This is a genomic window from Bradyrhizobium sp. CCBAU 11434, assembly GCF_028128895.1.
Lineage (GTDB): Bacteria > Pseudomonadota > Alphaproteobacteria > Rhizobiales > Xanthobacteraceae > Bradyrhizobium > Bradyrhizobium zhengyangense.
The window spans coordinates 348,379-366,564 of the sequence record NZ_LBJX01000100.1 but is presented as its reverse complement, the minus strand read 5'-3'; the positions used below and the strand labels follow the sequence as shown (position 1 = coordinate 366,564).

Here is an 18,186-nt window from a genome sequence, read left to right as displayed (position 1 = left end):
CTGCGTCGGGCGCGGCCAAAACACTGCCGCGCTATTTCAATCCAAAATAGGCGCGCCGCAGCGCCTCGTTGTCGGTCATCTCGGCAACCGTGCCGGAAAAGCGAATGCGCCCGCCTTCCAGAACAAATACGCGGGTTGCCACTTCAAGGAAACCGATATTCTGCTCGGCGATCAAAAGCGCGATGCCGCGCCCCTGCAGGCCGTTCAGGATCCGGATGACCTCCTTGACGAAGAGCGGCGACAGGCCGGCCGAAGGCTCGTCCATGACGAGAAGCTTCGGCTCGGCCGCGAGCGCCTTGGCGATCCCGAGCATCTTGCGCTGCCCGCCCGACAGGCTGGAGGCGGCGTCGCGGCGCTTGTCGCGCAGGGCGGGAAAGAGACCATAGAGCTCGTCGAGGCGCCGGCGGGGATTGGCATGACCCAGCGCCTGAGCCCCCACCAGGATGTTCTCCTCGATCGACAGGTCAGGAAACACCGCGAGCTCCGACATGTAGGTCATGCCGAGCTTCATGCGGTCGCTGGAGCGCATATGAGCGATGTCCTGCCCGCCGAGCGCGATGCTGCCGTGACGAGCCTCGACCAGGCCGACCAGCGACTTCAGGAACGTGGTCTTGCCGGCACCGTTGGCGCCGAGCAGCAGGACCGTCTCGCCTGGTTTGACGTCCAGATCGACGCCCCACAGCACCTGCATCGTGCCGTAGCCCGCATCGACGCCTTGCGCCTGAAGAAGAGGCGTTGCTTCAGGCGGCATGCTCGCCTCCCAAGAACACCTCGATCACCTGCGGTTCCTTCACGGCCGCAGCGAGCTTGCCCTCGAAGATTTCCCGCCCCGCATTGAGAACGATGACGCGGTCGGTGATGTGCTCGATGAAACCCATCAGATGCTCGACGACGATGATCGACATGCCGCCGGCCGCGAGCTGCTTGATCCGCCCGGCAATCCAGTCGAGCTCGGCGGGATTGAGCCCGGCGGCGAGTTCGTCGAGCAGCAGCAGGCGCGGTCGCGTCGCCAGGGCGCGGACCAGATCCAGCATCTTCTGCTGCGCACTGTTGAGATCGGCTGCCGGCCGATCGGCCACACTGGCCAAACGATATTCGTCGAGCAGCGCGTCGAGCGCCGGCGGCGCTCCGCCGATGTGGCCGTAGGCCAGGGCGACCCTGACGTTCTCCCGCACGGTCAGCGACATGAACGGCTTCGGCACCTGGAAAGTCCTGTTGATGCCGCGATGGACCAGCTTGTGGGAGGCAACGCCGCCGATGGACGCGCCATCGAACGCGACCTCGCCGCCGTCGGGCGCGTAGAGACCGGAGATCACGTTGATAGCCGTGGTCTTGCCCGAGCCGTTCGGGCCGACCAGCCCCAACACCTCGCCGGGCGCGGCATGAAAGCTGAGGCCGTCGAGTGCAACGAAGCCGCCAAAGCGCTTCACCAGCTTGTGGACGCTGAGAATGGGTTTTGTGTCAGGGGACATGCCAGCCCCTCCGCGTCGCCAGCGAGACCAGCCCGGCCGGCAGGAACAACACCAACCCCATGATGAGGAGACCGTAGATGAGCTGGAAATATTGCGGGGTCGTGAACCCGATCAGATTGTAGACGCCGTACAGGATCAGGACGCCGATGATCGGACCGGAGATCGTTGCAACACCTCCAAACAGCGCGAAGACGATCGCGAAGATGCTGAACTCGCCGCTGAAGACGTTGTCGGGATAGAACACGGACACGTACCAGGCATAGATGCCGCCGGCGAGCCCCGCCACCAGCGCTGACGCCAGCCAGGCCGCAATGCGCATCTTGACGACGTTGACCCCCGCCATCGACGCGCTCACGGAATCCTCGCGAACGGCCTGCAGCGCCAGCCCGAAACTCGAGTTCTTCAGGAAGACGACACCGCCCACCGTCAACGTCAGCACCACCAGCGCCGCATAATAGGCGTGCGAGGGATTAAACGTACCCGTCAGCGACACGCCATACGGCCCCTTGGTGATACCCTCCAATGCGGGATTGGCGACCAGGTGCAGCACGGCCAGTGACGCGGCGAGATTGGCAATGGCAAAATAGGCGCCGGAGAGCCGCAACAACGGCGTCAGCAAGAGGCCAAGCAGCACGCCGACCAATCCCGCCGCCAGCACGGCCACCAGCGCCGGCGACTGATAGTGCATCACCAGCACCGCAAATCCATAGGCACCGGCCCCGAAGAAGCCGACATAGCCGAACGGCAAATAGCCGGTGAAGCCGTAGATGATGTTGACGCCCTGCGCGAGGATCAGGAACGTGACGAAATTGAACAGCAGCAGATGGTTCTGGTAGAGGCCCGGCAGCACCGCAAACACTGCGATCAGCGGCACCAGAATGAACAGCACATGCTTGACGGCATTAGGCAACGCGCACCCGCCTTCCAAGCAGGCCGCTCGGACGTAGCAAGAGGATCAGGATCAGCAGCACGTAAGGCAGAAGATCCGCCCATGAGCTGAGATAGGTCTGCACCAGCATGTAGCAGACACCATAGACGACACCGCCGAGCGCCGTGCCGAGCGGATTGCCGAGCGAACCCAGCACGACGATCGCAAACGACGTCACCGTCGCGTCCGCGCCGAAGGCCGGCGTGATTGAGCCGAACATGAACGGCGCAAACACGCCCGCAACCGCAGCAAGCCCGAGTCCGATTCCGAAGGCCGCGGCCGAGACGCGATCAACGTCGATACCCGAGGCCAGCGCCTCGTCGCGTCGCGACATCACGGCCCGCGTCAAGGTGCCGAGCCGCGTGCGATAGAGATAGACGTACACGAGACCGATCGCGACGAGGCTGGTTCCGGCAGCAATCACCCAGGGCGCGGGAAATCCCTGGCCGAGGATGCGGATCGGACCGGTCTCCGGCTTGCCGCCGAACAGCTGGACCTTGATGGTCGAGAAAACCGTGCCAAGCAGCCGGCTCTGGATCGAGCGCTCGCTGGTGCCGGCGAAGATCGTGGTGATGGCTTCGACCACCTGCGACAGGCCGAAGAACAGGATGATCGACAGCATCTCGGGATTTGCGGATCCCTGCAGACGCGGCACCAGCACCCAATAAAGCAGCATACCGACCAGCAGAAACACCATGAATGCCAGCGGCACCGCAAACAGTGGGTCGATTCCGGCCAGCGCGACGACGCCCAGCGCCACGAAGGCGCCGAGCATCAACACGTCGCCATGCGCAAGATTGACAATGCGCATGACGCCGAAGACGAGATTAAGCCCCATACCGACCAGGCTGAAATACAGCCCGAACAGGACACCGGCGACCAAGGCGTAGGTCAACATCAGCAGCCGACTCCCAGGACCTGTCCCAAGACTTGACCCACAACTTGCCCAGCAGGGTTTGCTGTCATGGACGCGGATAGACCGGCTTTCCGGTCGCCGTCTCATGGGGATAGATCGAGATGAACTTGAGATGCCCGTGATCGCCAAGCTCGAGCTGGCCAAGCGGCGTCAACTCACCGATCTGGCCACCCATCTCGTCGAGCGCGAAGGTGCCATCCAGCGTTTGCAGCTGATTGGACAGGCTGAAGGTCGCCTTGCGCAGCTCGAGCTGATCGAGGCTGGTCGCGACCGACAGGGTCTTTTCGATCACCAGAGCCGTGGTGTAGCCGGCGACCGAGTTGAAGCCGAACTCGACCTTGCCGTCGGGATATTTCTTGTCCCAGGCCGCCTTGTACTCGTTGATGTTCATCCCGAAATTCACCGGATATTTCAGCTCTTGCGGCGGGACGTAGGTGAAGACGTGCTCCAGCCCCTTCTCGCCAACGTTCTTCTCGAGCAGCTCGGTCTCCAGACCCGCATAGATCGAGAACAGCATCTTGAAATTGGCACCGACGTCCTGGACGTTGCGGAGGAAGGCGATGTCGTTCGGCGCATAGCCGAAGTGAATCACCGCGTCCGGGTTGGTGTTGGCGATGTTGTTGATAATGACGGTGTAGTTGGTCGTCTCGGTGGGAACGCCTTGATCGTAGACGATCTCGATCGGCGCGCCCGATTCCTTGACGAACTTGCGGAACGCGTTGGCCTGCGTGCCCGTGAACTCGTTGGTCGCATAGAGAATCGCGACCTTCTTGATGCCGAGGCCGGGTCCATCATGCGAGACGAAATCGGCGACCGGCTTCGGCCAGATGGTCGACACCGGGTCGGCCATCAGGGCGATGTAGGGATTGTCCTTGGAGAAGAAGCTGGCGCCCGTGCCGGTCTGGTCGAACAGGAACATCTTGTGGTCGCGGGCAATCGCGACCGCAGGCGCGGTCAGCACCGAGCCGGAATCGGCAACCAGAAGATCGACCTTATCCTGGGTGATGAGCTGATTGTACAAAGTCGCCGCGGTCGCCGTATTGCTCTGGTCGTCATAGGCAACGAGCTTGATCGGGATCTTCTTGTCGAACGCCTTCACATAGACGCCGCCTTCGGCGTTCTTCTGTTCGACCCACAGCTTCAGTCCATAGTGAACCGGCATCGAGATCGAGGCATAGCGCCCGCTGGACGCATAGAGCGTGCCGATCTTGATCTCGGCCGGCGCGTCCGCAGCCAGGGCCGGCGCAGCGAAGGTCAGACCTGCAACCAGCGCAACGCCTACGGTTCTCAACATGGAATCCTCCCGATCTCTTCTTGTCTCGGCACTTATGTACCGTGCGGACTTAGTTGCACACAAGCACGCCAACCGCAATTGTGCGCATGGTGGAATACATGGCGTGCAGAGCTCAGTGCTGGACCGTTGACGCGCGATAGTCAATTGGCGCATCAAGATTGGAAACGGACGAGCATCAAGTTCTCGCCTTTGGGAGGAGCTGCCGACATGGCCGAACCGCAGCGCGCACGACCGAAACCGACGCCGGAAACCCAGCATTTCTGGGATGGCACCAAAGCGGGCGAGCTGCGCCTGCAACGCTGTGATGCCTGTGCGCATGTCTACTTTCCGCCGCGCCCGTTCTGCCCGTCCTGCGCCTCGCGCAAGGTCACTGTCTTCGCGGCGAGCGGCAAGGGTTTCCTTTACAGCTACGTGATCAATCACCGCCCTGCCGCGCCTGGCTTCACGCCGCCTTACGCGATCGCCGTGGTCGAGCTCGATGAGGGACCGCGGATGATGAGCAACATCATCGACTGCCCGCAGACGCCGGAAGCGCTCGAACTCGACATGAAGCTCCAAGTCGCGTTCCAGCAACTGGACGACAAGATCACGCTTCCCGTGTTCCGCCCGGCGAAGGGGTAAGCCATGCGCAAGAACCACGTTGCCGTCGTCGGCGCGGCCGAGACCACCGAGCTCGGCGTTATTCCCAACATGTCGCAGCTCCAGCTCCACGCGGATGCGGCGCTCAATGCGATCGCCGATGCCGGTCTGAAGCTCTCCGACATCGACGGCTTTGCCACCGCAGTCGAAACGCCGCAGCAGGTCTGCCACTATCTCGGCATCAAGCCGACCTGGGTGGACGGCACGTCCGTCGGCGGCTGCTCGTTCATGCTGCACGTCCGCCATGCGGCCGCGGCGATCGAGGCTGGTCTTTGCAAGACGGTGCTGATCACGCATGCCGAGAGCGGCAAATCGATGATCGGCAAGGCGCCGCGCTCGATCCCCGCCGACAGTCTGCAGGGCCAGTTCGAGGCACCCTATGGCGTCTACGGCCCGCCCAGCATGTTCCCGATTCCCGTGCTGCGTTTCATGAAGACCTACGGCATCACGCACGAACAGCTTGCGTCGGTCGCCGTCGTTCAGCGCGAATGGGCGGCCAAGAATCCGCGTGCGATGATGAAGGATCCGATCACGGTCGCCGACGTGCTCAATTCACGCATGATCGCCTATCCGTTCCGCCTTCTGCAGTGCTGCCTCGTCACTGACGGCGGCGGCGCGCTGATCCTCACCTCGGCCGACCGCGCCAGGGATTTTCCGCGCAAGCCGGTTCATATTATGGGCACCGGCGAGAGCGTGGAAACGCCAATGGTCAGCCAGATGGAAACGTTCAACTCCTCGCGCGCGTTCAAGACCGCGGGGCCGCTCGCGTTCAAGGAAGCCGGCATCGCGCACAAGGACGTCGATCACCTCATGATCTACGATGCCTTTGCGCATCTGCCGCTGTTCGGCCTCGGCGATCTCGGGTTCATGCCGCATGAGGAAACCGGCAAATTCATTGCGGACGGCAACACACGCCCCGGGGCCAGGCTGCCGCTCAACACCAATGGCGGCGGCCTCTCCTACATGCATTCGGGCATGTACGGCATGTACGCGCTCCAGGAGAGCGTGCGCCAGATGCGAGGCATCGCGCCGGCGCAGGTACCGAATGCGAAGATTTCAGTGTGCCACGGCGTCGGCGGCATGTTCGCCGCGTCAGGCACGATCGTGTTTACGAACGAGAGGTAACCCACATGAGCAAATCACTGCAGGACAAGGTCATCATCGTCACCGGCGCTGGGCGCGGCATCGGGCGCGAGATCGCGCTGCTCTGTGCGGCTGAGGGCGCCAAGGTCGTCGTCAACGATCCCGGCGGGGCCGCTGACGGCGCCGGCTCGAGCGCTTCGCCTGCCGAGGAAGTGGTCGAGGAGATCAAAAAGCGCGGCGGCACGGCGGTCGCCAATTTCGAGTCGGTCGCGGAAGCGATCCCCGCCAGCAAGATCGTGAAGACCGCGACCGATGCCTTCGGCAGGCTGGATGGTGTCGTCAACAATGCCGGCATTCTGCGCGACATGATCTTCCACAAGATGAGCGTGGAAGCGTTCGAGGCGGTCATCAAGGTGCATCTGATGGGCTCGTTCTATGTCAGCCACGCCGCCGCGCGCATCTTCCGCGAGCAGGAGAGCGGCTCCTTCGTGCACTTCACCTCGACCTCCGGCCTGATCGGCAATTTCGGCCAGGCCAATTATGCTGCCGCCAAGCTCGGCGTCATCGGGCTTTCCAAGTCGATCGCGCTCGACATGAGCCGCTTCAACGTGCGCTCCAACTGCGTGTCGCCGTTCGCCTGGACCCGCATGATCGGCACCATCCCGACCGAGACCGAAGCCGAGAAGGCGCGCGTCGAGAAGATCAAGCAGATGGGCCCCGAGAAGATCGCGCCGATCTGCGCCTATCTGCTCTCCGATGCCGCCAAGGACGTCACCGGACAGATTTTCGGCGCACGCATGAACGAGCTGTTCCTGTTCAGCCAGAACCGCCCGTTGCGTTCGGTCCATCGCAGCGAGGGCTGGACGCCGCAGTCGATCGCGGAACACGGCATGCCGGCGCTAAAGGGCTCGTTCTACAAGCTGGATCGCTCGGCTGACATCTTCCCGTGGGATCCGGTTTAGGGATCATGTAGCCACAATTCCGGCGTCACGGTGCTGCGATCTCTGGTTGTCTTGTCCAGAGATCGCCCGGCTTCAGCCTGAATGAAGGCGAATGATGTCCTCCCAACAAAAAACTTGGGAGGAAACCATGACAAGAATATTGACCAACTTCGACGACACCACTGCAGGCGAGCGCAGCGGCCTCGGCCGCCGCACGCTTCTCAAGGGCGCCGCGACCGTCGCCGCATCCGCCCTCCTCGCTTCGAACGCCGACGCCCGCGACTACGGCGCCAATGCCGAGCCGCAGCGCTACCCCGACCCAGACATCATCGTCATCGATCCCAAGCGTTTCAAGGCCAAGGTCGGCAACACCTCGATCAAGCGGCTTTACACCGGCTGCCTGTGGGCGGAAGGACCGGCGTGGAACGCGCACGGACAATATCTCGTCTGGAGCGATATCCCGGCCAACCGGCAGCTCCGTTATCTCGACGACGACGGCCACATCTCCGAGCAGTTCCACAAGCCGTCGAACGAGGCCAACGGCAATTCGTTCGACACCGAGGGACGCCAGATCAGCGCCGAGCGCACCCGCCTCGTCCGCTACGAGCATGACGGTTCGGTGACGGCGCTGGCCGAGCAGGCCAATGGCAAGCCGCTCAACGGGCCGAACGATATGGTCGTGCATCCCAACGACAAGTCGATCTGGTTCACCGATCCCGGCTACGGCGCGATCAGCATCTACGAGGGCAAGCTTGCCAATACCGGCTCGCTGCAGCCCTATCAGAAAGAGGCGGTCTATCGCCTCGACGCGCAGTCCGGGCAGTTGACGAAGGTTGCGGACGAGCCGTTCAAGCCGAACGGCATCGCCTTCTCGCACGACTACAAGAAAGTCTATGTCTGCGACACCGGCATCACGCATTATCCGCAGGCGGAAAACGTGGTGTGGTCCTACGACCTCGACGGCCAGAAGCTATCGAACCCGAAGCGGCTGATCGACATGAAGCTCGACGGCAAGTCAGGCTTTCCCGACGGGATGCGCGTCGACACCGAAGGCAATATCTGGGTCGGGGCCGGCTGGGTCGGACCGGGCTATGATGGCGTGCAAGTGTTCGCGCCGACCGACGGCGCGCGCATCGGTCAGATCCTCCTGCCCGAGACCTGCGCCAATCTCTGCTTCGGAGGCAAAAAGCGCAATCGCCTGTTCATGACCGCGAGCCAGTCGCTGTATTCGGTCTATGTGGAGACGCAGGGGGCGCATTTCTGTTGAGAGATACGCCGCGCCCTCACCACGCGTCACGGCCGGGCTTGTCCCGGCCGTCCACGATCTTCGATGCTGCACCAAGAATGTGGATGCCCGGGACAAGCCCGGGCATGACGACTGAGTGTGCAGTCGCGACGTCGTCTTAGCCCGTATTCCGCAACCCCGCGGAGATGCCGTTGATCGTCAGCTGAATCCCGCGCAGCACCTGCTCGTCCGGGTTCTGGGCACGGTGCTCCCGCAAGAGCTCGACCTGCACGTGGTTGAGGGGATCGAGATAGGGGAAGCGGTGGCGCACCGAGCGTTCGAGCAGCGGGTTGCCCTGCAGCAGGCGATCCTGTCCCATGATGTCCAAAAGCGTCTCGATGCAGGAATGCCATTCGCGACGGATACGGCCGAAGATTTTTTCGCGCAACGCCTCATCAGGCACGAGCTCGGCATAGCGCGAGGCGATCGCGATCGAGCTTTTTGCCAGCACCATGTCCATGTTCGACAGCAGCATGCGGAAGAACGGCCATTCCTTGTAGAGCTCTTTCAGGAACGGCATGCCCTTGTCGGGATGCTCGGCAATCCACTGCTCGACCGCACTGCCGAAGCCGTACCAGCCGGGCAGCATCAGGCGGCACTGCGCCCACGAGAACACCCAGGGGATCGCGCGCAAATCCTCGATCGCGCGGGTCTTTTTGCGCGAGGCCGGACGGCTGCCGATGTTCAGTGTCGCGATCTCGTTGATCACGGTAGAGGACCAGAAGTAATCGACGAAGCCCTCGGTCTCGTAGACGAGGCCGCGATAGGCCTTGAAGGCGAGATTTGAAAGCTCGTCCATCGCGATCAGATATTCGCGGCGCGGCGCGCTCTCGCGCGGCCGCAACAAGCTCGCGTCCAGCGTCGCCGCAGCCAGGACCTCGAGATTGTTGCGGCCGACTTCGGCGTTGGAATATTTCGACGAGATGATCTCGCCCTGCTCGGTGATACGAATCTGGCCGTTCACGGCGCCGCCCGGCTGAGCGACGATGGCGTCATAGCTCGGTCCGCCGCCGCGGCCGACCGAGCCGCCGCGGCCGTGGAAAAGGCGCAGCCGCACATGATGACGCTCGAACACGTCGACGAGTCCGATCTCGGCCTTGTAGAGCTCCCAGCCCGAGGTGACGAAGCCGCCATCCTTGTTGCTGTCGGAATAGCCGAGCATGACCTCCTGCACGCTGCCGCGGCTGTCGACGAGGCGGCGGTAATCGTGCAGCGACAACATGCGATCCATGATGCCGGAAGAGGCCTGCAAATCCTCGATGGTCTCGAACAAGGGCACGATGTTGATGGCGCTGCGCCCGGAGGGATGGACGAGGCCGACCTCCTTGAGCAGCACCGCGACCTCGAGCATATCAGACATGCCCTTGCACATCGAAATGATGCATTGGGGAATGGCGTCCGATCCGAACTTCGCATGCGCTTCTGCGGCCGCATGGAAGACGTTGAGCTCGCCCATGGTCTCGTCGCTGTACTTGACGAAGGGCGACACCAGCGCGCGCGTCGAGCGCAATTCGTTGGTGAGGAGCGAGATGCGAGCCTCCTCGCCGAGCGCGAGATAGGACATGCCGGGGTTGGCTGCGTCCATCAGCTCGGCGATGGTACGTTCGTGCACCGCCGAGTTCTGGCGGATGTCGAGCCGCGCCAGGTGGAAGCCGAAGCAATCCACCGCGCGCCGCAGCACCCGCAGCCGGCCACGCGCGATGACGCGGGCGTTGTTGGAGATCAGCGAGCGATGCAGCACGTCGAGATCGACCTGCAGCTCCTTGACACTCTGATAAGGCGCGCCCTTGCCGACCGGCCGGCGGGTGATTTCGACCTCGAGCTTTTCGGCCGTCGCGGTCAGGCGCGCATAGATGCCTGATACCGCGAGGCGATAGGGCTCGCCGCTCCGGTGCGGCGAGGTATCGGGCGAGCGCTCCGCGAGCGTGCGCAGCTCCTCGGAGACATCGGCGAGATGGGCCGCGATCGACAATTCCGAGCCGAGCACGTGGAGCTCGTTCAGATAGAACTGCATCACCCGGCTCGACTGCAGCCGCAGCGTGCCGCGCATCACGTCGGCGGTGACGAAGGGATTGCCGTCGCGGTCGCCGCCGATCCAGCTTCCCATCCTCAGGAACGAAGCGAGCTCGCTGGCAGCCTGCTCGCCACCCTCCTCCAGCCGGTCCTCCAGGGCGTTCACCAGCCGCGGCACCTCGCGAAGGAAGGTATAGTCGTAAAATGACAGGCCGTTGGCGACCTCGTCGAGCACGGTCAGCTTGGTCCGGCGCAGCAGATTGGTCTGCCACAACGTCAGCACCTCGCGGCGAAGCTGCTCGTCGCTGGCGGCGGCCTCGTCCGCGGTCAGCGCAACCCGCTCGCGGCGGTCGAGCAAGGCAGCGACCTCCATCTCGCGGTCCATGGTGCTCTTGCGGCGGACTTCGGTCGGATGCGCGGTCAGCACCGGGCTGACGAGCGCGGTCTTGAAGAAGCTGCGCAGCGCGTCGGCGCCAATGCCGGCGGCCTTGGCGTTGGCCAATGTTTGCGCCAGCACCCCGGAGCCGTTGGCGGCGCTGCGGGTGCGCATCTGGCGGATGTTGTTCTGATCCTCGGCGATGTTGGCAAGGTGGGAGAAATAGCTGAAGGCGCGAACGATCCGAACCGTCTCCGAGGTCGACATGCTGTCGAGGATCTGCTCGAGCTCGCGGCGGGCAATCCGGTCCTCGTCGCGGTGGAACCGGATCGAGGTCTGCCTGATGCGCTCGACCAGGTCGAACACATCAGCGCCCTCCTGGTCGCGCACCGTGTCGCCCAGGATGCGCCCGAGCAAGCGAATGTCGTCGCGCAGCCGGGCATCCGCCTCCAGAGCCTGGACGTCCTCAGGCCGATTCGGGCGAAGATCGGCAGCGTCGGATGGTACGGTCTGGAGGGACATGGCTCGCTCCTTTTTCTAGAGCTCCCAATGGCTCCCCGGCGGACCGAGTGTGCGATATTTTTCTGCCGCAGTGCAAGATGAAGTTGGGGGCGGCGCACACAGCCGTGCGCCGGGGCCAAGAGCGCCGGCAGGGTCAGGCCGGCACGATCACCTTGCCGATCGGCCAGAGCGCGATCCCCGCGAGCTTCAGATGGGCCCATGCGAAGGGAATGCCGATAATGGTGATGGCGAAGAGCACGGCCGTCAGGATGTGGCCGAGCGCCAGCCACCAGCCGGCCAGCACGAGCCAGATGATGTTGCCGATCATCCCGAGGGCGCCGGTGCCGATATCGCTCATGCCGGTGACCTCGTCACGGCTGACCGCGCGCGAGCCGAACGGCAGCAGCGTGTAAATGGCGATGTTGAACGCCGCCCGCGCCCAGGGCAGCCCGATGATGGTGATGGCCATGATGACAGAAGCCACCAGCCAGCCGAACGCCATCCAGGCGCCGCCGATGAGAATCCAGATCAGGTTGAGCAGGATGGAAACTGGGGACATGGGATCATCCGGAGGTCAATGATCCCTCAATATAGCACGACCTCGGAGGTCATAGTCCATGACGCCGGCTGCGTTCGGCACGCAGCGACGTGCCGACAAACCCGACATCCTCGATCCCGCGCGAAATCTCCTTCGCGCAAAGCCAAAGCGTCAGCGCGGCGACGCCAATCGCGGCCAGTCCCGAGATCAGAACAGGATTTGGGCAGAATATGACAAGAAAATTATCGAGCTGAATTGATCCAGTTGGCCAGCGCGGACTGCAAGACGATCCCAGCGCCCAACCGGAAAGCATTACAGCAACAGCATTCGCTGCGGCCGACACCGTCACGACGATCGCAAGACCCTTCTTCATGGAGAGTGCGAGATCAACCATCTTCACGACGGCGCAACATGCGACCACGATGATGATGACCAGGCCCCATCCGGGCGCGGCGGCGATGGCTTGAGCCTGGCCGCTCCAGGCCTACAGCGCAGCAACGCAGGCAAGCAGGGTCAGATTGACCTTCACGGCTTCGGGAAACTTGCAGCGAAGCGCCCAGGAGTTCGCCTTCTCGATGATATCAAGCACGGCGCAGGCGATCAGTCCGGCCGCAAACCCGCCGAGATGGACCCCCCAGTCGATCCGCGAATTGCCGAGCGCAAACGCGATGTTCAATCCGATGTTGATCGCGAAGAAGTCGAATCCGACGTCGAGCTTGCCGAGGATCCACAGGCAAAGCAGCGCACCCAGGATGCCCGACGTGGCGCCGGACGCGCCGACCGTCAAATAAGGGGTGGAATGGATACCATTGCCGATGATCGCGCCGAACACCATCGCGCAGAGATAGATGATGAGGAAGTAAGCCGGTCCGATCCGCCGCTCGAGATGCCCGCCCCACAGGACCAGGCACAGCATGTTCATGGTGAGGTGGACGAAATTGACGTGCAGGAAGCCATAGGCGAGCAGGCGCCAATACTCATGCCGCGCGATGGCGCCCGAATACATGCCGCCGTAACGATACAGCAATTCCGCCGGCGCCGCCGGACCGCCCGCCTGGATGAAGCAAAACCCCGACGCGAGCACCGTCACGGTCATGAGGGCGTAGACGGCCGCATGAGGGACCTCGAAGAAGCCGGGGCGAAACGATGGCATGAATATCGGGACCGGATGAAATGGGAGCGACAGCGTAGCCGAGCCGATCAAATAACTCTACCCATACGTGCATCAGATCGGCTACAGCTTGCTGTGAACGTTGGATTTTCTTCTGCACCCGGGACGCGGCAAGACCGCGAGGGTGCGTCGTCGATCGTCAGTTTGGAGGCTGGAAGGAGCGAGCGTCGCGCGGGTGTACTTCCGCTTCATCGAACTGACGCACGCACCAGGCAGAATATGCCGGCCGCCTGAAACATTCGGAAGCCAATGGCGTTGCTGAGGCGGTCGCTATTGGCTGGGGGCTTCAATGTCCGATTTCGTCATCGAGGAAGGCCTGCCTTATCCGCTGGGTGCCCATTGGAGCGGCAACGGCACCAATTTCGCGGTGTTTTCAGCCAACGCCACCAAGGTGGAAGTCTGCTTCTACGACGGCGATCGCGAGACGCATCGCTTCGAGCTGCCGGAATATACCGACCAGGTCTTCCACGGCTATATCGCCGGCGTCGGCCCCGGCACCTTTTACGGCTACCGCGTCTATGGGCCCTATCAACCCGACGCCGGTCACCGCTTCAATCCCAACAAGCTGCTGCTCGATCCCTATGCCCGCGCCCATGCCGGGAGCTTGACCTGGAATCCGGCGGTGTTCGGCTACATCATGGAGACCGGCGACGACACGACCTTCGACGAACGCGACAGCGCGCCGTTCATGCCGAAATGCGTCGTGGTCGATCCTGATTTCGACTGGCAGGCCGAGGCGGCCCGTCAGAACGTTCATTGGGACGAGACCATCGTCTACGAGACCCACGTCAAGGGTTTCACCAAGAAGCATCCTGCCGTGCCGGAAAACCTGCGCGGCACCTATGCCGGCTTCGCGGCGCCCGAAATGATCGCGCATCTGACATCGCTCGGCGTGACCTCGATCGAGCTGCTGCCGGTCCATTCCTTCATCAACGACGACAATCTTCTGAAGAAGAACCTGGTCAATTACTGGGGCTACAACACCATCGGCTTCTTCGCGCCCGACCCTCGCTATGCATCGGACGTGCCGAACAGCCTGCGCGAGTTCAAGGAGATGGTCTCGAAGCTGCACGGCGCCGGGCTCGAGGTGTTCCTCGACGTCGTCTACAACCACACCGCCGAAGGCAACGAGCTCGGGCCGACGCTGTCCTTCAAGGGCATCGACAATGCGAGCTATTATCGCCTCCTGCCCGACCGGAAGCGCTATTACATCAACGACACCGGTACCGGAAACACCGTCAACCTGTCCCATCCGCGCGTGATCCAGATGGTGATGGACAGCTTGCGCTACTGGGCCGGCCATATGCATATCGACGGCTTCCGCTTCGATCTCGGCACCATTCTCGCGCGCGAGGTCTACGGCTTCGACGAGCAGAGCGGATTCCTGAAGGCGATGGATCAGGATCCGCTGCTCTCGACCGTCAAGTTGATCGCCGAGCCCTGGGACTGCGGACCCGGCGGCTATCAGGTCGGCGGCTTCCCGCCCGGCTGGGCCGAGTGGAACGACAAATATCGCGACACGGTACGCGATTATTGGCGCGGCGAGGCGCCGCCGTCCGCGCTGGCCTCGCGGCTGCTTGGCTCGGGCGACATCTTCGGCCGCTGGGGCGGCCGGCGCTCATGGGCCAGCGTCAACTTCATCACGGCTCATGACGGCTTCACGCTGAACGATTGGGCGAGCTACAACGACAAGCACAACGAAGCCAATGGCGAGGGCAACCGCGACGGCAACTCCAGCAACCGCTCCTGGAACTGCGGCGTCGAAGGCCCGACCGACAACAAGGATGTCATTGCGCTGCGCGAGCGGCAGAAGCGAAACATGCTGGCAACGCTGCTGCTCTCGCAGGGAACGCCGATGCTGCTCGGCGGCGACGAGTTTGGCCGGACCCAACAGGGCAACAACAACGCCTATTGCCAGGACAGCGATATCTCCTGGTTCGACTGGAACATGGGCGAGGACGCGCAAAAGCTGCTCGACTTCACCAAGCGGGTGATCCAGCTGAGACGCGACTATCCGATCCTGCGCCGCAGCCGCTTCCTCACCGGCGCACATGACGCGCAGCTCGACATCCGCGACGTCGTCTGGGTCAATGCCAATGGCAGCGAGATGTCGAGCGACGAATGGGAAAACGGCTGGCTGAAATGCTTCGGCGCCATGCTCGACGGCCGGGCACGCAAAACAGCCATCCCGCGCCATGGCGAGGACGACAGCGTGCTCATCATCCTCAACAGCTATGAGGGCGAGGTCGACTTCAAGCTGCCGCACACCACGGCCGGACCGTGCTGGTCACTGCTGCTCGACACCAATGCCGCCGATGGCGCATCCGGCGCGCGGTTCGAGTTCGACAGCGTCTACAAGGTGCCGGGCCGGTCGTTCCTGCTGTTCGTTGGCGGGGAGCTGGTCTAGGGCATAGCGTTTTAGAGCTTGGCTCCATCCCGGGGACACGGCCTTCAGATCTTCCGCCCCGCCTGCTCCCAATAGGGATCGCGCAGGCGGCGCTTGAAGATTTTTCCGGAGTCCTCGCGCGGCAGGCCCGAGCGGATCTCGATATGCTTCGGCACCTTGTAGTCGGCGAGCGAGCCCTTCAGTCGCGCACGGATGTCGGCGACACCGAGCGTGACGTCAGGTTGGGGCTCGACCACCGCCATCAGCGCCTCGCCGAACTCGGCATCGGGGATGCCGAACACGGCGCAATCATGCACGCCCGGGACGGCGTGCAGCACCGACTCGATCTCGGCCGGATAGATGTTCACGCCGCCCGATATCACCATGTCGCGCTTGCGGTCGCAGATGAAGACATAGCCGTCTTCGTCGATGTAGCCGACGTCGCCCGAGGTGATGAAACCGTCGCGGTCGATCTCGGCGCGCTTCTCCGGCTTGTTGTGATAGGTGAAGTCGGCCATTTCACGCATGCGGGAATAGATCTCGCCGATTTCGCCGACGCCGAGCACGCTTCCGTCGTCGCCGATGAAGCGCAGCTCGGCGCCGGGCGAGATCTTGCCGACCGTACCCGGCTTCTTCAGCGCATCGTCTGATGTCGCGAAGGTCACGGCACTCGATTCAGTCGAGCCGTAGAATTCATAGATCACCGGCCCCCACCATTCGATCATGGCGCGCTTGACGTCGGCCGGACAGGGCGCTGCGGCGTGAATGATATGGCGCAGCGAGGAGACGTCGTACTTCTTGCGGGTCTCCTCCGGCAGCTTCATCAGGCGGATGAACATGGTCGGCACCATGAAGATGGTATCGATTTTGTAGCGCTCGATCAGCTCCAGAAACTCTTCCGCCTCGAAGCGCGGCATCAAGACCAGTGCGCCGCCGAGCTTGCCGGAGCGGATGCCGAACGAGTTCGGCGCGGAGTGATAGAGCGGACCCGGCAGGATGGCGCGGGCACCGGGCTTCAAGCCGTAGATCATCGCCCGCATGCGCTCGCCGGCGGCCTGCTGTTCCGGCGTCGGCGCATTGCGCCGCACGCCCTTGGGATGACCTGTCGTGCCTGACGTGTAGATCATGTTCATCGGCTGCGGCACGACCGGGCCGTCATAGGGCTGGAATTGCGCGAGCCAGAATTCGAAATCGATCGCGAAGTCCGGCGTCTCAAGGTGATCGGGATCGATCTTGTAGGTCTTCAGGATTTCCGGCGGCGTCGGCACGCTGAGAACGGTGACGCCTCTCGGAATCGCGTCACGCAAAGCGTGCAGCATGTCGGCATGTCCGATCAGCACGGAGGTGCCGGTGTCGCTGAGGATGTAATTGATCTCCTCCGGCTTGAAGTGCCAGTTGATCGGCACGCCATAGGCGCCCAGCCGCATCGCGGCGTAGGCGGCCTCGAGGAAGGCGATGTCGTTGCGCATCAACATGCAGACGCAATCGCCTTGCTTGACACCGATCTTGGCGAGGCCGGAGGCGACGCGGTCGGCGCGATCAGCGACTTCGGCGTGGGTGCGGCGGCGCTCACCGGAGACGATGCCGAGGAAGTTGGACGTTTCGCTCATTTTTGTTGTCCGATCTTTCGTCGGGTTGAGAGAGGCAACTGCTATTCAGGCAGTCATTCCGGGGCGATGCGCAGCATCGAACCCGGAATCCATTTCACAGCGGACCGTGCGGCCCGATGGATTCCGGGCCTGCGCCTACGGCGCATCCCGGAATGACGAACTTAATCCGCATACTTCGCTGCGCGCTTCTCCAGATTGGAGCGCACCGCTTCGGTCTGGTTCGGGCTGCCGATCAGCTTCTGCTGCTCGATCGACTCCGCAAGCAGCGCCGGCCCCGGATCGACCGAGAGATTGTTCAGCAGCCGCTTCGCGGCACGGATCGCATCGGGGCTCTTGCCGGCGATCTCGCGCGCGACTTCGAGCGCCGCAGCGCGCGGATCATCGCAGATGCGGGTGGCGAGGCCGTAAGCCATCGCCTCCTGCGCGGAGAAGATGCGCCCCGTGTAGGTGAGATCGCGCAGGATGTCGTCGCGCACGAGGCTCGCCAGGATCGGCGTGCCCGCCATGTCAGGCACGAGTCCCCATTTGATTTCCATCACCGACATCCGCGCATCGGGGCTAAGGAAACGCATGTCGGCGCCGAGCGAGAGCTGAAAGCCGCCGCCGAAGGCAACGCCGTGCACGGCCGCGATCACGGGAACCGGAAGCTGGCGCCAGCCCCACACCGCTTGTTGCGGGAAGTTGGCCTGGCCATGCGTGCGCTTGGCGAGATCGCGATTTTCGCCACCCGGAATTCCGTTGCCGCCCTTCTCCTTCATGGCGGCGAAACGCCCCATGTCGAGACCGGCGCAGAAGGCGCGGCCTTCACCCGACAGCACGACGACGCGCACGCCTTTTTCCTTCGAAAGACGCTCGGTTGCCGCAACAAGGGCCTCGAACATGGCCTGATCGAGTGCATTCATCTTGTCCGCGCGCACCAGGCGCACGTCGGCGACGCCTTCCGAGATCGAGATAGAGACGCGCTCTTCCATGGATGAATTCTCCCTGTTCTTGTTCGGTGCCGCTTTACAGAAAGCTGACGGCCGGATTTAGT

At 63.0% G+C, this 18,186-nt stretch carries 16 protein-coding genes; 5 read left to right on the top strand and 11 right to left on the bottom strand.

Annotation, left to right across the window (positions count from 1 at the left end; all coding sequences use genetic code 11):
* Positions 1 to 31: 31 nt before the first annotated feature.
* The 5 genes from XI06_RS34105 to XI06_RS34085 form a co-directional block, all read right to left on the bottom strand.
* Positions 32 to 751, bottom strand: a complete 720-nt coding sequence (locus tag XI06_RS34105) for an ABC transporter ATP-binding protein (RefSeq protein WP_271607315.1) — start codon at positions 749 to 751, stop codon at positions 32 to 34.
* Positions 741 to 1,472 carry an ABC transporter ATP-binding protein gene (locus tag XI06_RS34100; protein ID WP_271607314.1) on the bottom strand — a complete coding sequence of 244 codons (732 nt, stop codon included), beginning with the start codon at positions 1,470 to 1,472 and terminating at the stop codon, positions 741 to 743. The genes XI06_RS34105 and XI06_RS34100 overlap by 11 nt, the downstream gene beginning before the upstream one ends.
* Entirely contained in the window at positions 1,462 to 2,382 is a 921-nt protein-coding gene (locus tag XI06_RS34095) for a branched-chain amino acid ABC transporter permease (RefSeq protein WP_237863761.1), read from the bottom strand. The genes XI06_RS34100 and XI06_RS34095 overlap by 11 nt, the downstream gene beginning before the upstream one ends.
* Positions 2,375 to 3,298, bottom strand: a complete 924-nt coding sequence (locus XI06_RS34090) for a branched-chain amino acid ABC transporter permease (RefSeq protein ID WP_237863760.1) — start codon at positions 3,296 to 3,298, stop codon at positions 2,375 to 2,377. The genes XI06_RS34095 and XI06_RS34090 overlap by 8 nt, the downstream gene beginning before the upstream one ends.
* Positions 3,299 to 3,362: 64 nt before the next feature.
* The gene (locus XI06_RS34085; RefSeq protein WP_237863759.1) at positions 3,363 to 4,610 is read right to left on the bottom strand and encodes an amino acid ABC transporter substrate-binding protein; all 1,248 of its coding nucleotides are present in this window, start codon (positions 4,608 to 4,610) and stop codon (positions 3,363 to 3,365) included.
* A gap of 207 nt (positions 4,611 to 4,817) precedes the next feature.
* Between XI06_RS34085 and XI06_RS34080 the strand changes: the two genes are divergently transcribed.
* From XI06_RS34080 to XI06_RS34065, 4 genes are all read left to right on the top strand, one after another.
* The gene (locus tag XI06_RS34080) at positions 4,818 to 5,231 is read left to right on the top strand and encodes a Zn-ribbon domain-containing OB-fold protein (RefSeq protein WP_237863758.1); all 414 of its coding nucleotides are present in this window, start codon (positions 4,818 to 4,820) and stop codon (positions 5,229 to 5,231) included.
* Between the two features lie 3 nt (positions 5,232 to 5,234).
* Positions 5,235 to 6,374 carry a thiolase C-terminal domain-containing protein gene (locus XI06_RS34075; RefSeq protein WP_271607313.1) on the top strand — a complete coding sequence of 380 codons (1,140 nt, stop codon included), beginning with the start codon at positions 5,235 to 5,237 and terminating at the stop codon, positions 6,372 to 6,374.
* 5 nt (positions 6,375 to 6,379) lie between these two features.
* Positions 6,380 to 7,294: an SDR family oxidoreductase gene (locus XI06_RS34070; protein WP_237863756.1), complete on the top strand. Its 915-nt coding sequence runs from the start codon at positions 6,380 to 6,382 to the stop codon at positions 7,292 to 7,294.
* A 127-nt stretch (positions 7,295 to 7,421) separates the two neighbouring features.
* Positions 7,422 to 8,540, top strand: a complete 1,119-nt coding sequence (locus tag XI06_RS34065; RefSeq protein WP_237863755.1) for an SMP-30/gluconolactonase/LRE family protein — start codon at positions 7,422 to 7,424, stop codon at positions 8,538 to 8,540.
* A 136-nt stretch (positions 8,541 to 8,676) separates the two neighbouring features.
* Here the strand turns inward: XI06_RS34065 and ppc are convergent, their stop codons facing one another.
* The 4 genes from ppc to XI06_RS34045 all read right to left on the bottom strand — a co-directional run bounded on the left by ppc (position 8,677) and on the right by XI06_RS34045 (position 13,139).
* Positions 8,677 to 11,469: a phosphoenolpyruvate carboxylase gene (ppc, locus tag XI06_RS34060; RefSeq protein ID WP_237863754.1), complete on the bottom strand. Its 2,793-nt coding sequence runs from the start codon at positions 11,467 to 11,469 to the stop codon at positions 8,677 to 8,679.
* A gap of 133 nt (positions 11,470 to 11,602) precedes the next feature.
* Positions 11,603 to 12,007 carry a YccF domain-containing protein gene (locus tag XI06_RS34055; RefSeq protein ID WP_237863753.1) on the bottom strand — a complete coding sequence of 135 codons (405 nt, stop codon included), beginning with the start codon at positions 12,005 to 12,007 and terminating at the stop codon, positions 11,603 to 11,605.
* A gap of 49 nt (positions 12,008 to 12,056) precedes the next feature.
* Entirely contained in the window at positions 12,057 to 12,359 is a 303-nt protein-coding gene (locus XI06_RS34050) for a hypothetical protein (protein WP_271607312.1), read from the bottom strand.
* Between the two features lie 111 nt (positions 12,360 to 12,470).
* On the bottom strand, positions 12,471 to 13,139 hold the full coding sequence (locus tag XI06_RS34045; protein WP_271607311.1) for a rhomboid family intramembrane serine protease: 669 nt from the start codon (positions 13,137 to 13,139) through the stop codon (positions 12,471 to 12,473).
* A 307-nt stretch (positions 13,140 to 13,446) separates the two neighbouring features.
* Between XI06_RS34045 and glgX the strand changes: the two genes are divergently transcribed.
* The gene (gene glgX, locus XI06_RS34040) at positions 13,447 to 15,564 is read left to right on the top strand and encodes a glycogen debranching protein GlgX (RefSeq protein WP_271607310.1); all 2,118 of its coding nucleotides are present in this window, start codon (positions 13,447 to 13,449) and stop codon (positions 15,562 to 15,564) included.
* A 44-nt stretch (positions 15,565 to 15,608) separates the two neighbouring features.
* Here the strand turns inward: glgX and XI06_RS34035 are convergent, their stop codons facing one another.
* Positions 15,609 to 17,153, bottom strand: coding sequence for an acyl-CoA synthetase (locus XI06_RS34035; RefSeq protein ID WP_271607309.1), 1,545 nt, complete (start codon positions 17,151 to 17,153; stop codon positions 15,609 to 15,611).
* Between the two features lie 161 nt (positions 17,154 to 17,314).
* Entirely contained in the window at positions 17,315 to 18,124 is an 810-nt protein-coding gene (locus XI06_RS34030) for a crotonase/enoyl-CoA hydratase family protein (protein ID WP_237863750.1), read from the bottom strand.
* Positions 18,125 to 18,186 lie beyond the last annotated feature (62 nt).

Coding starts and splice junctions, on each gene's coding strand:
- XI06_RS34105 (WP_271607315.1), bottom strand. CDS start 751: ATGCCGCCTGAAGCAACGCCTCTTCTTCAGGCGCAAGGCGTCGATGCG.
- XI06_RS34100 (WP_271607314.1), bottom strand. CDS start 1,472: ATGTCCCCTGACACAAAACCCATTCTCAGCGTCCACAAGCTGGTGAAG.
- XI06_RS34090 (WP_237863760.1), bottom strand. CDS start 3,298: ATGTTGACCTACGCCTTGGTCGCCGGTGTCCTGTTCGGGCTGTATTTC.
- XI06_RS34085 (WP_237863759.1), bottom strand. CDS start 4,610: ATGTTGAGAACCGTAGGCGTTGCGCTGGTTGCAGGTCTGACCTTCGCT.
- XI06_RS34080 (WP_237863758.1), top strand. CDS start 4,818: ATGGCCGAACCGCAGCGCGCACGACCGAAACCGACGCCGGAAACCCAG.
- XI06_RS34075 (WP_271607313.1), top strand. CDS start 5,235: ATGCGCAAGAACCACGTTGCCGTCGTCGGCGCGGCCGAGACCACCGAG.
- XI06_RS34070 (WP_237863756.1), top strand. CDS start 6,380: ATGAGCAAATCACTGCAGGACAAGGTCATCATCGTCACCGGCGCTGGG.
- XI06_RS34065 (WP_237863755.1), top strand. CDS start 7,422: ATGACAAGAATATTGACCAACTTCGACGACACCACTGCAGGCGAGCGC.
- ppc (WP_237863754.1), bottom strand. CDS start 11,469: ATGTCCCTCCAGACCGTACCATCCGACGCTGCCGATCTTCGCCCGAAT.
- XI06_RS34055 (WP_237863753.1), bottom strand. CDS start 12,007: ATGTCCCCAGTTTCCATCCTGCTCAACCTGATCTGGATTCTCATCGGC.
- XI06_RS34050 (WP_271607312.1), bottom strand. CDS start 12,359: ATGAAGAAGGGTCTTGCGATCGTCGTGACGGTGTCGGCCGCAGCGAAT.
- XI06_RS34045 (WP_271607311.1), bottom strand. CDS start 13,139: ATGCCATCGTTTCGCCCCGGCTTCTTCGAGGTCCCTCATGCGGCCGTC.
- glgX (WP_271607310.1), top strand. CDS start 13,447: ATGTCCGATTTCGTCATCGAGGAAGGCCTGCCTTATCCGCTGGGTGCC.
- XI06_RS34035 (WP_271607309.1), bottom strand. CDS start 17,153: ATGAGCGAAACGTCCAACTTCCTCGGCATCGTCTCCGGTGAGCGCCGC.
- XI06_RS34030 (WP_237863750.1), bottom strand. CDS start 18,124: ATGGAAGAGCGCGTCTCTATCTCGATCTCGGAAGGCGTCGCCGACGTG.